We start from the raw sequence: 15681 nt of genomic DNA on the forward strand, positions 1-15681 counted from the left end.
CAATTAGCCATGAAAAAAGCCGCCAGAATAATCTGACGGCTTTTGGTGGAGAATAGTGGAGAAACTCCGGTTGTTTTGACGGCTTGTTTAAATTGCCGCCCTGATGGTTTTAACAGGGTTGCCCCGCTCTAAAGCATTATGTTCCTGCCACTGGCCTTGTTGTTGTTCTATCAATTGCTCAGTCTGCCAAACCATTACTTTAGCTTCCAGCCTGGCCAAACATAGTTTCTTGTTTTCCAATTGTGAGCGCGTATCCATGGCCATAACATGCAATCCCGAAGGCAGGTGAACGCCGCGCACAGCAGTTTCTACCTTATTTACGTTTTGTCCACCCGGCCCGGATGAGCGGCAGGTTTCCAGTTTTACATCCTTAGGGTTCCATTGCATCAGTTTCTTCACATCAAAAACGGCCACGCCTACAAACCAGTTTTTACGTTTATGAAATTTACGATAAGGGCTCTGCGCTATCCATTGTATAGTGCCGGTCCATTCCTTTACAAATGCATCCACGTTATGGCCTGTGGCCATCATTGTTGCAGATAGTAAAGTGCCGTTTAATTCGCCGGCTTTATTTTCCAGTACTTCAACTTGAATGCCCTGTTGCCTGGCCTGTTTCATCATCAGGCTTTGCACGCAGGCTACAACCCGGCAGCATTCTGCCGGGCCCTTGCCTGAGGTGATTTGTATCATCATCTTTTTCATCACTACTCCTTATTCATTCTAACAATACGTGGATAAAACTTGCCCTGGATATCAACCAGATCATGCTGTGCAGCAATCACTGTTTCAATATCCTTATAGGCTAAGGGGTTCTCTTCAACTGTGCCGCCAATTAGGGTTACACCCGCATTGCTCAGCATTTTTTTCATAGCCGACACTGTCATACTATCCTTAGCCTTTTGCCTGCTCATGGCCCTGCCGGCACCGTGTGACGCGGAATACAAGGCATCACCGATACCTTTGCCCGATACCAGGTAAGCTGGTGTGGTCATACTGCCGGGAATGATACCCAACTCACCTTTGTGCGCTGGTGTGGCACCTTTACGGTGGATAATCACATTCCGACCATCGGCCAACTGATCTTTCCAGGCAAAGTTGTGGTGGTTTTCAACCAACTGTAGCGCCTTTAAGCCTAAAGCCTTTAACAGGTTATCGTGTATGCGCTCGTGACAGGCTTTGGCATAATCACCGGCCAGCATCATGGTTAACCAGTATTCCTGGCCGGCTTCGCTGTTCGTATCCAGCCAGGCCAATTGTTGTGCGTGGCGCGGAAGTTTGCAGGTATTCATGGCTATCTGCGTATAATGCTTCGCAATGGCCGATCCTAAACCACGGCTACCGGAATGCGTTAACAAAGCCGTGTATTTTTTAGCAGGTAAGCCTAATGTATTACCAGCCAAAAGTTCGATCTCGCCAAATTCCACAAAGTGGTTGCCGTTGCCCGATGTGCCCAGTTGCCTGACGGCCTTACTACGCAGCGGTTTCAAAAACGGAATGTCATTGAATACCGTGCTATCCAGCACCTCGTGCTCCTGTCTTACGTCCAAGCCACCTTCCATACCAAAATGGGTATGATTTTTTAAGGCTTGTTTGATCTGATATTCAAACCGTTTCAAAAAACCATCGCTTTCGTCAATAATGGATAGTGCCATGCGGCAGCCGATATCCATGCCTACTGCATAAGGAATTATCGCATTATCCGTAGCGAGCACGCCACCAATAGGTAAACCAAAACCCATGTGCGCATCGGGCATCAAAGCGCCTTGTACACTCACAGGAAGTAAGTTAGCCAGCTCCATTTGTTTCTTGGCCGATTGCTCAATGCCCTTTCCGCCATAGATTGCGCAGTTTACGGGTTCATTGCGCAATTCAAATGTTTTAAACAGAGTTTCATCCGTTTTGCCAATCACCTTTTCGGCTATCTTGCTTGTTAGTTCATCATCCAAATAGGCGCCCGGGTTGTTCTTAATATTCACCAGCAGGTCGAGCAATTGCTGCTTACTGTGGTGCTTGAAATTTTTAGAGGCTATACTGATTACCATGCATCGCAGCTGATCATCATGATAACCTATTTTACTTAAATCTTTTGTTCTTAAATTGCCCATGTGGGTTATGTTTCTAATTCCAGGTACGCTTCTTTACAAGCATACCCGGGTATGCTTTTTAATTTGTTAATGTATTTGGCCGGCTCCTTAAAATCATCCTTCCAGCGATAACGACGACCACGGGTTAAGCGGTAGATGCGTGGTTCGAGATAATTGCCGTCGATGTAACCATCCATATATGCCAGCTCCCGTTCTATGTCTACATCAAGCGCCTTTTTATGCGTTATGATATACGGGGCTATTTTAAGCACGTAGCGCCAAGGTTCGGTAAACACGTACCTGACCTGTAAACTATGCGCCTTAATGCTATAACTCTCTACGCGGGTAAAGCAAACTTTTTCACGTGCTGTTAGGTGCAGTTTTGGATGATTCCAATCATACAAATCATACTCACGTAGTTTTTGTTCCTTCACCTTGTAAATGTATCGCCCCTTGCGCCGCTTTTTCCGTCTGAACGATTTATCATGATGATATTCAACGGTGTTTATCTTCGCCAGCAAAGCCTCATAAAACTCAGCCATCGGGCTGCGCCTTATGTCGTCGCGTAATACAAAAAAACGCATCCACCCGCTTTGATAAGGTTCGTCAAGGGCAACCGGAGGCAGTTGCGCACGCTGTTGCCACAATGCCCCGCGCCTTTTGTAAAGCTGTATCAATTGCTTATCCCTGTCGGTTTTTACGAGCCGCCTTTTTTGCCGCGCAGATTTGATATAGCGCGGCCATTCCGGTGTGTTCATCACACTTGCGTTTAATAATGTTTTGAAATGTTATTGGATCTCTATTTCGTCCTTGAATAAGGATATACCCTTTTAAGAGCGCTCAACAAAAGCCCAATAAATTAATTCGGCAGGCAAAAACAATGAGCATGGCCACGAAAGCGGCTTAACTTATTTCAATAAAAAAGCATGGTGTTTGCCTACCTAATGGGTAGTGAGCGAAAGGGGCGATATGTAGCGTGGCTCTGTCATGATTCCTTGATATTTAAAAGATTAACAAATCAGGAATTGGATGCAAAGATAGAATTTTAATTGAGTATCAAAAAAAGTAGTCCTGGAGTTGTGAGAAATATTTTTTATAATTTTAAAATTCTGCACAATATAATATATTTGCAGCCCCAATGGGAAACTATGGGGGATTAGCTCAGCTGGCTAGAGCGCTTGCATGGCATGCAAGAGGTCATCGGTTCGACTCCGATATTCTCCACCAAAACAAAAAGGCTTTACGGAATACCGTGAAGCCTTTTTGCATCACACCCTCAGTCCAAACCATTTACCCGCGCCGATTGTTATTCCATATCAACCCCAATTGCTATGGCACTGGAGAAATATGCAAAAAAACGTGATTTCAGCAAAACCCGCGAACCTAAGGCGGGGAGCAGCAAGGATAAGGAACACCTGGTCTTCGTGATACAGAAGCACGATGCTACACGGCTGCATTACGATTTCAGGTTGGAGATGGATGGCGTACTCAAAAGCTGGGCAGTACCCAAGGGCCCCTCCACCGACCCCAAAAACAAAAGGCTGGCCATGATGGTAGAAGACCACCCCTTCGATTACCGAAGCTTTGAGGGACTCATCCCCAAAGGTGAATATGGCGGCGGTACGGTCATAGTGTGGGACGAGGGCACCTATGAGCCGATAGAAGAAATCAAAGGCAAAAAAGCACAGGAAAAACATCTTCTTAAACAACTGGAATCGGGGTCGCTCAAGATAAAATTGCACGGCGAAAAGCTACAGGGCGAGTATGCTTTGGTAAAAACGCACGGCATGGGTGAGAACGGCTGGCTGCTGATCAAACATAAGGACGAATTTGCTTCGTCAACTGATATCACCAAAAAAGATAAATCGGTAATCTCGGGCAAAACTATCGGAACGATGGAAAAGACCAGCGACACCGTTTGGCAGCATGGCCACGAAGAAGCATTAGAAAAACCAAAGAACGGCGCAAAGAAAAAGGCCATGCCCGAAGTGGACAAAGAATTGGAAGAAACGGTTGAGACCCGGCCAGCGGAAAAGATAGACGTTGCCGCGCTGCTAAAAAAAGTGCCAAAGGCCGGCATCCCCAGGAATATCAAACCGATGAAAGCCACACTGGTAGATGAACCTTTCGACGAACCCGGCTGGCTGTACGAGGTGAAATGGGATGGCTACCGCGCCCTGGCCACGATCAATAAAGGCGAAGCGGAACTCCTGTCGCGCAATAACCTGCTCTTCGACAAATATTACCCAATCAATAAACAACTGCAAACCTGGAAGATGGATGCGGTGATAGATGGCGAAATAGTGGTACTCAACGATAAGGGCACATCCGATTTCGGCGCGCTGCAGAACTGGCGCAGCGAGGCTGACGGAAACCTGGTGTACTACGTTTTTGATATACTATGGTACAACGGTAAAAGCCTGATGGATTTGCCGCTTGTCCGGCGGCAGGCGATTTTAAAGGAAGTTTTACCAACAGATAACGACAGCATCCGCCAAAGCCAGGTATTCGATACAGGTGGGATAGCGTTTTTTGATGCCGCCGGGCGGATGGGGCTGGAAGGTATCATCGCAAAAAAGGCAGATAGCGCCTACACATCCGATCTGCGCTCTAAAGAATGGCTGAAGATAAAAGTAAGCAGGCGGCAGGAAGCCGTAATTGCCGGCTTCACCAAAAATGAGGGCACAGCGAAATCCTTCAGCGCGCTGGTACTGGGCGTGTACAATAAAGGCAAACTGCAGTACGTGGGCAAGGTGGGTACCGGTTTTTCTGACAAGCTGCAGAAAGAAATGATGGAGCAGTTTAAGCCGCTTATTACCAAGACAAGTGCTTTTGAGCAGGAACCTGATGTAGATAAGCCATCGCGTTTCCGGCCCCAGCGCATGGGCGCCAAACCTACCTGGCTGAAACCTGAGCTGGTTTGCGAAGTTGCCTTTGCTGAAGTTACCAGCGATGGTGTGTTCCGGCAGGCCTCTTTCAAAGGTATGCGCACGGATAAGCCCGCAAAAGATGTCGTTTTAGAAACGCCCGCAGATACTGAAACAATTGTCGACGAGATGGATGAAAAAAAACCTGAAAGCAGCCACGCTAAAGCTATAACGCCACCCGGCGATAAAACCCGTAAAACGCTGCTGAACCCCAAGGATGAAACGCAGGTGCGCAAGATTTGCGGGCACGATCTGAAGTTCACCCACCTCAGCAAAGTGTACTGGCCCGAGGATGGCATCACCAAGCGCGATATGTTTAACTACTACTACCAGGTGGCAGAATATATTTTGCCTTACCTGAAGGATAGGCCGATGTCGCTCAACCGCTTCCCGAATGGCATTCATGGCCCGAGTTTCTATCAAAAAGACGTAAAAGGCAAAGCGCCCGACTGGGTAACCAAAACTTTCCCCTACACCAACGGCGAGGGCGAACACAAAGAGTACCTGGTGGGCTCGGATGAAGCCTATCTGCTGTGGATGGCCTCACTGGGATGCATCGAAATGAACCCCTGGTTCAGCCGCGTGCAATCGCCGGATAACCCCGACTATTGCGTGATAGACCTCGATCCTGACAAAAACACCTTCGACCAGGTAATCGAAGCTGCACTGGAAGTAAAGAAAGTGTTGGATGCGATAGATGTGCCGTCATATTGCAAAACCTCTGGTTCCACCGGGATGCATATTTACATACCGCTGGCGGCGAAATATACATACGAGCAATCGCAGATGTTTGCCCGCATCGTTGTCAACATCGTGCATAAACAAATACCCGATTATACAAGCCTGGAACGGAAGGTAGCCGCACGCAACGGCAAAATGTACCTCGATTTTTTACAGAACCGGCCCGGGGCAACAATTGCCGGGCCGTATTCCCTGCGGCCGAAACCCGGTGCGACGGTATCTATGCCCGTGCTTTGGGACGAGGTAAAACCCGGCCTGACCATGAAGCATTTCACCATACACAACGCTATCGACCGCCTTAAAGAAACCGGCGACCTGTTCAAAGGTGTGTTGGGCAAAGGCATCGACCTGCAAAAAGTGCTTAAAAAAGCGAAAAGTGTCTTCGGGTAAAACCGTTTAGACTGGGCGGGGTTGTTGTTAAACGATTAAATATAAGGAACATGAGAGCAATATGGAAAGGGTCGATAGGGTTTGGGCTGGTGAATATCCCCATAAAATTGTATTCGGCAACGCAAACCAGCAGCCTCGATTTCGATATGCTCGATTCGCGCGACCATGCCCGCATCCGTTTCCAGCGGGTAAACGAACACACCAAAAAAGAAGTGCCTTACGATAAAATAGTAAAAGGCTACAAGCTCGACGATGATTACGTGATATTGGACGAGCAGGACTTTGCCGATGCCGCACCCGAAAAGAGCCGCGAAATTGCCATAGAAAACTTTGTGGATATTGCCGAGGTGAACCCCATGTATTACGAAACATCGTACTATGTAGAACCCGAAGGCAAAAACAACAAGGCATACGCCCTGCTGGTGAAAGCCTTACAGGAAACCAAAAAAGCAGGCCTGGCCAGGTTCGTGTTGCGCAGCAGCGAAAGCCTGTGCATTGTTCACCCGGTAGCCGATGTGCTAGTAGTTACGCGCATCCGCTTTGCGCAGGAGATACGGCCGGCGGATGAAGTTACCGTGCCCGATAAGGGCACCGTGTCCAAAAAAGAACTGGATATGGGCATAACGCTCATTAACCAATACGCAGGCAAGTTTGATGTATCCGAATTCAAGAACCAATATTCAGACGAATTGCTGAAGATTATCAAGCTAAAGGCAAAAGGCAAACGCCCGACGGTAAAGAAACTAAAGCCCCAAAAGGCCAGCAGCGACGATTTATTCGAGCAATTGCAGCGGAGCTTGAAGAAAGTATCGTGAGGTTAAATTGGCCGGTTAGATTATTGAATATGATTATGCGTACCTATCTCGCGGAATAATCGCAGTGAATGATCGGGCTGGCGTATCCATATGCGGATTCCTTTGCCGCTCATATGGCCCTTGCTCTGCGGCAAAGTAAAATCAACGCTGAATTTGGTGTACTCCAGTATGTATTTGCCAAAACCTTCCTGGTGATAGGTTGCTACGGTTATAGAATCTATGGTGACCTTACCGCTATTGTAAGCAATCAGATAGGGCTTTATCCTGGCCATCCCCGCCCGGGTGGAATCGGCATGGGGCATTACACGGGCATCGTCTGTAAATATCTCTGCGCGGCCTGCCCCGTCGCGGCGGCGCACGCCATCTGCTATCAGGGCGTTATAGGCTTTCAGATCCAGCGGCACTTGTTTATCTATAGAGAATGCGGTTGCCGGCTGCTGTCCATCCATTTTTACCACAAAAACATCCGGTTTGGCCTGCGGACTAAAATAGCCATAGCATTCGCCTTTAAGCTTTGGGGTGCCGCTCGGCAATATGCCCCAAACGTTGTAATATTTCCCGCTTAGGTTAATGGCGGCATCGGTATAAGTCTTTTTAAATGTGCCAATTTCTACATAAGTATCCCCAAGCTTTATTACTTCTTCTATATTCCGTTGGATGGTTTTGGCTTTTTGCCTGCTGAATATCTCCTTGTAGTAAGCGCTTATTTCGCTGATGCCGGTAAGCGTGGGCTGATATTCGGGCATGCTGATAGCATCGGCCTTATAAATGCTCAAGAACAGCGGCAGGTCGCCTTCCTGTTCGGCGAGGGTAAAAGCCTTTGATGCTTTCAGGATTTTGGCCGTGGCGGCATCTGTAATAACAGGTGTGGCCGCCTTTGCAAAGCAGGTGCCTATCAGCAAAAGGTAAATGGCGATTGTGCATAGATTTGTTCTCATTTTCAAGGTTTTAAAGATATGCTGCGTAATTATACTCCTAAGATAATCAGGCGCAAACTCCTAAAACGGCTATATTGCCCACCTGCACGCCGGCAAGTACCAAATGCATTTTTTTATTGACGAGCCGATTTATCCCTTCGGCATTTGTCCCGATAATTTCTATTCAAAGAAAAGGCCGGCATTCAGTTTTAGCTGAGGGCCGGCCTTTTTTTAGGGGATAATGAAACTTATTGCCTACTTATTTTATAGGTACAATATCAATAATAACGGTGCGGTTGTAAAAGCGTTCTTCGGGCATGTTGTTATCGAATGGTGCATTGCCGGTATCCTCGCCGAAGCCCAATGTGTTGAATTTTACATTGTTTTTGCCTGCTTTAATCAGGGCCGCTTCCAGTACGCGCTGTACGTCGTTTGCGCGGTCTTTAGATAATTGCATGTTGTGCGCATCCTCGCCAATAATATCGGTATGGCCATGAATAATTACGGTTGAACCATCTGCTATCGATGCCGCTACTACATCCGTTAGGAATTTATCATAGGCGTTGGTCGCGTCGGATTTGTCGAAGTCGTACAAAATGCTGTAACGCAGCCCAACGGTTGGCGCTTCATCCTGGCGCACCAGGTGCAGGGTGCTTTCCTTGCGTATCGGTAAGCCCTTGCGCGTTTCGCCGGTCATCACCAATTTATAATCGCCCGATGCATTGCTGCCTAATATACTTGCGGCAGGGATGCTCTCCTGGTCGCGGGTGTATGGCCCATAATGTTGCGCGGTGCCTTTATCGTCTGTAACATCAACCGACCAAGATTTCAGCAACTGGCTTGCGCTATCGATGTTCAGCACCACCTGGCTATCCATAGGGTTTATCTGCGTGGTATTGATCTGCACAGGCCTCATCATGCCACCGCCAACTTCCATCAGCAATTGTGGCGATGCGCTGGTGATATCTACCCTGCGGTCGCCTGCTCGCAGCAGTACCAGTTCTTTGGTGCCGCCCGGTTGCTCGGATGGGATAAGCGGTTTGGTGCGTCCCACGGTGGTGATCCTTGCGCCGTCGATGCCGAATGCGGTAACCAGGTATTGTTTTACGTTTTCGGCAAGTAGTTTGCCTGCCGCAGGGCCTTCGCTTGCTGCACCGGTAAGGGTGATGGTAGCGTCGGGGTTGGCACGCAGCCTGTCGCCTATAATGTTCAGCAGGTTATGGTAAACATTTAACTGCCTTGCACTGCGGCCCGCCATATCTGCGGACTCATCCTGCAGCTGGCTTTCTTTAAAGCCCGCCGCCTGACCGCTGGTTAAGGTAACATAACGCGGCGAAAGCTGCGTAGAGCCCTCATCAAAGAATACCGATGCGCGCAAAGGCAGTGTTTCGCTTACCCTCCGTTTCAACGGTGCGGCCAATGGTGCCCGCACGTTCAACACAAAATCGTGTATTGCGGCAGGTGTCGTGGTGGCCTCGGGGATAATTTTTGTTGCCTTGCCGAATTTAAGCGCTATGCCAGCGCGTACGGTGCTGATGTTCCAGCTTTCGATGCTGCGCGGATCTTGCCCGAAGTATGGGTGGAAAGAAACGAAAGGAGAGATACTCACTTTATTGAGGTTTGCTGCCGATGAGGTCATGATATCATAACCAAGGCCTACCTGGCCCGAAACTAGCGATTTACGCATGGCGCTGAACTGGCCATTGGTATTGGGTTGCTTAAGTTGGGTGTAAGCAAAATCGCTGTTTATGTTAAACGCAACACGTGGGCCTGCAAAAAAGTATAAACCCGAAGGGCCGCCTAAACGGATGCTAGGCTCGATAGCCACGTAGCTTGCGCTGGTGCCTAAAGTAGCCGGGCAGTTACATGGGGCAACCACATCTTTAAACTTACCGCCACGGCCGTCGTAAGCCACGTTCAGCATCAGGCCTAAAACGCTTTTAGGGCGATACTCCATCAGTATAGAACCGTACGGGCGCACGCCATTGCCTTTATGGAAGGCAGTAGGGGCGGTGAGCGAATTGGTTAGATGCTGGGTAGTGCCGTTATAAATGTTAAAGTTGGCCGCGCCGGATAAGCCGAACCACCAGGTAGGCTGCGTGGTTTGTGCTTTAGCCGCTGTGCCGGCCATTATTGCCATCAGTAAACAAATGATGGCTTTTGGGATGATTTTATTTATGGGTAACATAGGATATCTTTTTAAAATGTGTTATTTAATACGGTTTGGTAATGCCCCCGAAGGGGCTGTACCTGTTGATCAAAGATTATTGCGGAACGTTGATAGTGGTGTTTACCAGTGTAACCGAGGCTACCAATGATATTGCCCGGCCATTCAATACCGTTTGTACCGCATTACCTGCCGTAGAAAACGTAACACCTGCCGATGCGATGATGGTACCCGTCATGATGCCGCCGCCTGCGCCGTTAATGGTGGCCGAGCTACCTACGTACCAGAACACGTTTTTGGCCTGGCCGCCGTTGATCAGGGTAACACTACGGGCACCCGCAGGGCCTGCAATGCCTACCGTAAGCCCGGCAGCTGTCTGGAATATCCAGGTAGCGTTAGGGTCGCCTTTGGCGTCTAGTACAAGGTTGCCATTGGTTATTTTAAAAGTACCGCTGGCAGATTTGTATATACCAGGCGCCAGGGTTAAACCACCTAGTTCGCCTGCACCCGGATCGATACCGCCCGGTTTAGATGCCGGGGAGATGCTGTTGTAAGCGACGGTAGCATCCAATAATGCCTGTGTGGCAACTGCAAAGGAGGTTGCGGTACCCGGAGCCGGCGGAGCCGTAAATATGCCGCCTTTCACATCGCCCACGTTAAGCGGTGTTTCGGTATAAACATCGCCGGTTAAGCCATCGTGTAAACCTGTTATTAGGGAGGATGCTGCAGTAGAGCCTATACTCCCGTTGTTAATTACTGTGTTTAGGCCCTGGTTGGTAACACCTGCGTTGCCGCCAAATGCGCCAAACTGTGCCGCGCTGCCTAATGCCGGCGGTATGCTTACCACAAGAGGAGCAAAATTCGCCGTGATATTTTTGTTAGCGTTCATGGTAACGCTTAACGGGTTGTTTGACCCCGATGCGTCGCCGCTCCATGAGGTAAAGCTGTAACCTGCATTGGCGGTTGCGGTTACCGATACATTGGTCCCCGAGTTATAAGCGCCCGAACCGGTGGTTGAACCGCCAGCTGCCGGGCTGGAGTTTAATACCAGCGCGAATTGCGATGCCGGTATAGCCAGGAAGTGCGCGATAAGCGTACGGTTGGCCGTTAAAACAAACTGGTAGCTGGAGCTTGCGGAGGCTACGTTGCCGTTATCCGTCCAGTTTACAAAAGTATAGCCGTTGTTAGGATTGGCACTTACGGTTACCGTGCTGCCGGCGTTGAACGCGCCCGAGCCATTGGTGGTACCGCCTGCTACAGGTAACGACGATAATACCACAGCAAATTGCGAAGGCGGAATAAGCTTGAAGTTGGCAACCAAAGCTTTGTTGCCTGCCATTACAAACTGGTAGCTGGAACTCGTAGAAACCACGGTGCCGTTATCGGTAAAGTTGGTAAATGCATAACCTGCACTTGGCGTAGCCGTAACGGTTACGGTTGAGCCCTGCGCAAATGCACCGCTACCGGTAGTTGTTCCGCCCAAAGCCGGGGCAAAAGATAGGGTTACCTGCGGAATGGTGGTAAAGGTCCACACATAATCTGCAACCATGGCCGTGCGCAGTGTATCTGTAACACCTGTTGTAATGGTGCCCGTATAAACAGCAAAAGGCAAAAGCGGCTGTGCGGGGGTAAAAGTATATACCTTAGTATCTGCCGTTGCGGCAATAGTACCGGCTACTACCGTAGCGCCTTGCTTAATAATAAAAGTTTTATCGGTTAGGGTTGATTTGGCCATGCCGGTATTAAAGGTTACCGTTATTACCTTAGCCAGGGCAACGTCTACAGCCTTATCAGCCGGATCGGTGCTAACTACCACGGGGCAGTCGCCAACTATTTCGCCTTTGTAATCGTCTTTTTTGCAGGCGGAAATGAAAGTAACGGCTAAGGCCAGCATACAAATCGCTTTGAATATGCCGGGGTAATTTTTGCGCTGGGGCAATAAGATGCCGCCGGCGAAGAAAGTAGGTTTTTTGTTCATATAACGTTTTTAGTAGGAATGAGTGCCATGGGTTTTTTAGACAAAACTTCGGACGCTACAAACCTACGCCCGGTGTAGGGCCTGGCTGTTACACAACTTTTTTAATAAGTTCTATAATTCACACATTTCCGGGTTTATGCTGCTGTTGCAACCCTGGTGTTTAAAGTAAGAGGGCGTTACGCCGGTGATCTTCTTAAACTGGGTAGATAGGTGGGCAACGCTGCTGTAGTGCATCTTCCATGATATTTCTGTCATGTTGAGCTCTTTATAGCAGATGAGTTGTTTCACCCGCTGTATTTTTTTGAGGATGATAAACTGTTCTATCGTAGTGCCCTTTGCTTCAGAAAATATATTGGCCAGGTAAGTATAATCGTGGTTTAGCTTTTCGCTCAGGTGATAAGAGAAATTTGTTTTCAGCTCATTGTGTGCGTAGTCTATCATTTCCGTTATGGCGCATACTATTTTTTCTACCAGTATGTTCTTCTTATTGTCCATCAGTTCCAGTCCGGCGCGTATAAGGGCCAGTTTAAAAATCGCTACCTGTTCGGCAGAAACGGGCTCAAATACTTCAACTTTTCCCGGCTCAACAGTGTGCTGGTTTAGCCCTAGTTTTTCCAGTTCGTACTTAACCACCATTTGGCAGCTCATGCATACCATATTTTTTATGTAAAATATCATTCAGCAGAGAGTGTGCAAAACAAATGCCCCGATTGCGCTTTACCGCGCGGCGGTATGCACGTTGCCCGGCTTCAGTTACGCCCCGTATTTAATTAGGGCCATTCTGATGCTTAAACTCAATATTCCCAATAGGAATATCGCTAGGTAAATAAAAGGCCGCCTATTAAGCAGCGGGGGATTTGAAATGTAATAAAATTAAGTGTGGGTTAATTGTGATTGGTATTTAGGAGAGCATTAGCGTTATAACGAATATCCGGGCCCGCGGGCAAGCATCGTCGTACGATAAAAAATCCCTATTTTTAGCCAGTCCCTAATATAAATATCAATGGCACAACTACACGGCAAGCACCTATTCGCAACTCTCATTACCTTGCTCATTTTGGCCTCATCGGCCTTTGCTCAAAAGCCTAAACCCGATACCGTTGTGGCGGGCGTGTATATCACCAGCATACACGATATCAATTTTAAGGATAAAGAGTACAGCGTAAACCTGTGGCTTTGGCTCAAATACAAAAACAAGGACTTCGATTTTTTGCATAACCTGGAGATACCGCAGGCAAAATCATACACCACTTCGTTCTCTACTATAGATAGCACGGGCGGGCGCGTGTACCTGCTGATGAAGTTGCAATGCGTAATGAAGGATTCCTGGGCGATAGATAATTTCCCCTTCGATAAACAGAAGTTGCGTTTCTCTATCGAAAATTCGCAGTTCGATTCGCACTCGCTGGTGTTTAGGGCCGATACTTTGGGTAAACATTTCGACCCGCGTTTCACCCTGCGGGGATGGCGGGTGGATAGCCTGGACGTAAAAACGGGCGTGAAAAAATACGAAACCGGCTTTGGCGACGAGAGCCTGGCAAAACCACATACCGAGTACAGCAACTTTAGGGTGAGGCTGCAGATTGACCGCGACGCAATGGGCCTCTTCTGGAAGATGTTCCTGGGTATGTACGTGGCTTTCCTTATCTCGTACATGTGTTTTTACATCCATACCGATAGTATCGATTCGCGTTTTGGCCTTAGTGTGGGTGCCTTATTTGCGGTTATCGGTAATAAGTACATCATCGATTCTACACTGCCCGAATCTACTACGTTTACATTGGTAGATAGCCTGCACGGCGTAACGCTCGGGTTTATCCTAACGGTTATCATCTGCACATCCTACTCGTTGCGGCTGGTAAAGCTGGAGAAGCTGGCCCAGGCCAAAAAGTTCGATTTCCTTTGCGCGCAGGTTTTGCTGGTGGCGTATCTGCTGTTAAATGGCTGGCTTATCTACGGCGCAAATCATGTACCCGTATTAGCCGCCATACCTCAGTAAAGGCATCTTTGTTTAGAAATTTATGCAATTTCAAAACAGAAGTTGTGTAATTTCAAAATATAAGTCATGCAATTTCAAAATAGAAGTTGTGTGATTTCAAAATAAAAGCGATAGAATTTCAAAATAGCGGCACCGAAAGCCAGCAGCGTAGCAAGTAACGCGCATTGAGCTGGAGGGATATCATTGATTAGAAGGGATATAAAGATTGGCAAAATATCGCGTAAATTTATAGCTGCTTAGACTGCGTTTTCCGTATATCGTTTAATCAAACAAGCACCAATGCCTGCCAACAATAGCCAGTTTTATACCCTGCTACCCGTGAACCGGATGCCAATAGGCGATTTGCTGACGAACGAGGCATTGTTTGTGGATGTGCCCGATGACTGGCATATCGTAATTACGGATATCAAAAACTCTACCCGTGCGGTGATGAGCGGCGCGCACGAAAACGTAAATCTTATCGCCACGGGCAGTATCGTATCGGTGCTTAATATTGCCTTTAGCATGCATGTTACCGTACCTTTCTTTTTCGGCGGCGATGGCGCAACCGTGCTGGTGCCGCCCGATATTATAGATAAGGTAATGCAGGCCCTGGCCGCCTACAAGGTAAGCACGCAGCAGAATTTTGGGCTGGAATTGCGCACAGGCACCCTGCCCGTGACAAAAATATATGCCGATGGCCGGCAACTGCACATTGCTAAATACAGCAGCTCTGATGTATTTCACATTCCTGTGGTGCTGGGCAACGGCATCAACTACGCCGAGCGGATTATTAAAGGCGATGATTATATGCTTTCCGGTGTAAAAACCGAAACTGAAGAACCCGACCTTACCGGCATGCAATGCCGCTGGGACCGCATAGCCCCGCCCGAAGATAAAGAAGAAGTGATAAGCTTGCTGGTGGTTGCACAGGGCGGGCACAGGCAATCTGAAGTATTTAAAGAGGTGATGGAAGCTATGGACGGGATATACGGCCCGCCGCAAAAACGGCAGCCCATATCTGTAGCTAAGCTGCAGTTCAATAGTACGTTTTCTAAGTTAAGTACCGAGATGCGGGCTACCATGGGTAAAGTAAAATGGTTGCGATTACTTTGGGAGTGGGGGGTAGGCCTGTTTGGCTATATCTATTTCCATACCGATAAGGGCAAGCGCTACCTGCAAAGCCTGGTAGAAATGGCCGATACGCTGGTGATAGATGGCAAGATAAATACCGTAATATCCGGCACTGCCAAACAGCGCCTGGCCTTGCAAAATGTGTTGGATAAGCTGGAGGCGGATGGTAAGCTCATTTACGGACTGCACATCAGTCGTGCCTCGGTAATGTCGTGCTACGTGCGCGATTTAAAAGACGACCATATCCATTTTGTAGACGGTTCTGAAGGAGGCTACACCCAGGCCGCCAAAATGCTGAAGCGGAAGATTGTGTGGTAAAGTCAAACGACGTTCCGCTTGGGGTTTGTAAACCTATATCAGGATTATTCATCAAAAGGGTCTCTTATTTCAGGACGATACAGGTGAAAAGTGTCCCGCCCATTGTTGCTGTTTTTGTTTAAGTAGTTAATAATAAATCAATTATGTGTTTTACTTAAACAATGGGGGTGTCCCAAAGTGTTCCATGAAAAAACGTAACTATTTGATAATCAGAGCGAATTAAAAAACAGGT

11 protein-coding genes and 1 tRNA gene are annotated in these 15681 nt (G+C 48.1%); 5 read left to right on the plus strand and 7 right to left on the minus strand.

Annotation, left to right across the window (positions count from 1 at the left end):
• Positions 1-87 precede the first annotated feature (87 nt).
• From prfH to AC1DXC_RS13180, 3 genes are read right to left on the minus strand one after another with little or no spacing between them, the layout of a single operon-like run.
• Positions 88-702, minus strand: coding sequence for a peptide chain release factor H (prfH, locus tag AC1DXC_RS13170; protein ID WP_477459606.1), 615 nt, complete (start codon positions 700-702; stop codon positions 88-90).
• Between the two features lie 2 nt (positions 703-704).
• Entirely contained in the window at positions 705-2105 is a 1401-nt protein-coding gene (locus AC1DXC_RS13175; RefSeq protein ID WP_477459607.1) for an RtcB family protein, read from the minus strand.
• A gap of 5 nt (positions 2106-2110) precedes the next feature.
• Positions 2111-2842: a hypothetical protein gene (locus AC1DXC_RS13180; protein ID WP_477459608.1), complete on the minus strand. Its 732-nt coding sequence runs from the start codon at positions 2840-2842 to the stop codon at positions 2111-2113.
• 392 nt (positions 2843-3234) lie between these two features.
• Here AC1DXC_RS13180 and AC1DXC_RS13185 point away from each other — a divergent pair.
• The 3 genes from AC1DXC_RS13185 to ku all read left to right on the plus strand — a co-directional run bounded on the left by AC1DXC_RS13185 (position 3235) and on the right by ku (position 6957).
• A tRNA-Ala gene (locus AC1DXC_RS13185) sits at positions 3235-3311 on the plus strand.
• Positions 3312-3415: 104 nt separating this feature from the next.
• Positions 3416-6142: a DNA ligase D gene (ligD, locus tag AC1DXC_RS13190; RefSeq protein WP_477459609.1), complete on the plus strand. Its 2727-nt coding sequence runs from the start codon at positions 3416-3418 to the stop codon at positions 6140-6142.
• A 50-nt stretch (positions 6143-6192) separates the two neighbouring features.
• The gene (gene ku / locus AC1DXC_RS13195; RefSeq protein ID WP_477459610.1) at positions 6193-6957 is read left to right on the plus strand and encodes a non-homologous end joining protein Ku; all 765 of its coding nucleotides are present in this window, start codon (positions 6193-6195) and stop codon (positions 6955-6957) included.
• Between the two features lie 20 nt (positions 6958-6977).
• Here ku and AC1DXC_RS13200 read toward each other — a convergent pair whose 3' ends face one another.
• From AC1DXC_RS13200 to AC1DXC_RS13215, 4 genes are all read right to left on the minus strand, one after another.
• A complete protein-coding gene (locus tag AC1DXC_RS13200; protein WP_477459611.1) occupies positions 6978-7895 on the minus strand; it encodes a hypothetical protein in 918 nt (305 codons plus the stop codon).
• A gap of 238 nt (positions 7896-8133) precedes the next feature.
• Positions 8134-10062: an OmpA family protein gene (locus AC1DXC_RS13205; protein ID WP_477459612.1), complete on the minus strand. Its 1929-nt coding sequence runs from the start codon at positions 10060-10062 to the stop codon at positions 8134-8136.
• 76 nt (positions 10063-10138) lie between these two features.
• Positions 10139-12019, minus strand: coding sequence for an ice-binding family protein (locus AC1DXC_RS13210; protein ID WP_477459613.1), 1881 nt, complete (start codon positions 12017-12019; stop codon positions 10139-10141).
• A 111-nt stretch (positions 12020-12130) separates the two neighbouring features.
• Positions 12131-12667 (minus strand): helix-turn-helix domain-containing protein, encoded by a 537-nt coding sequence (locus AC1DXC_RS13215; protein WP_477459614.1) that lies wholly within the window; start codon positions 12665-12667, stop codon positions 12131-12133.
• Positions 12668-13022: 355 nt separating this feature from the next.
• Here AC1DXC_RS13215 and AC1DXC_RS13220 point away from each other — a divergent pair, with 355 nt between their 5' ends.
• Both AC1DXC_RS13220 and AC1DXC_RS13225 read left to right on the plus strand, forming a co-directional pair.
• A complete protein-coding gene (locus AC1DXC_RS13220; protein WP_477459615.1) occupies positions 13023-14018 on the plus strand; it encodes a ligand-gated ion channel in 996 nt (331 codons plus the stop codon).
• A 279-nt stretch (positions 14019-14297) separates the two neighbouring features.
• Complete coding sequence (locus AC1DXC_RS13225; protein ID WP_477459616.1) at positions 14298-15449, plus strand: DUF3095 domain-containing protein; 1152 nt, start codon at positions 14298-14300, stop codon at positions 15447-15449.
• The last annotated feature ends 232 nt before the right edge of the window (positions 15450-15681 follow it).

Source organism: Mucilaginibacter sp. P2_D11 (assembly GCF_056404435.1).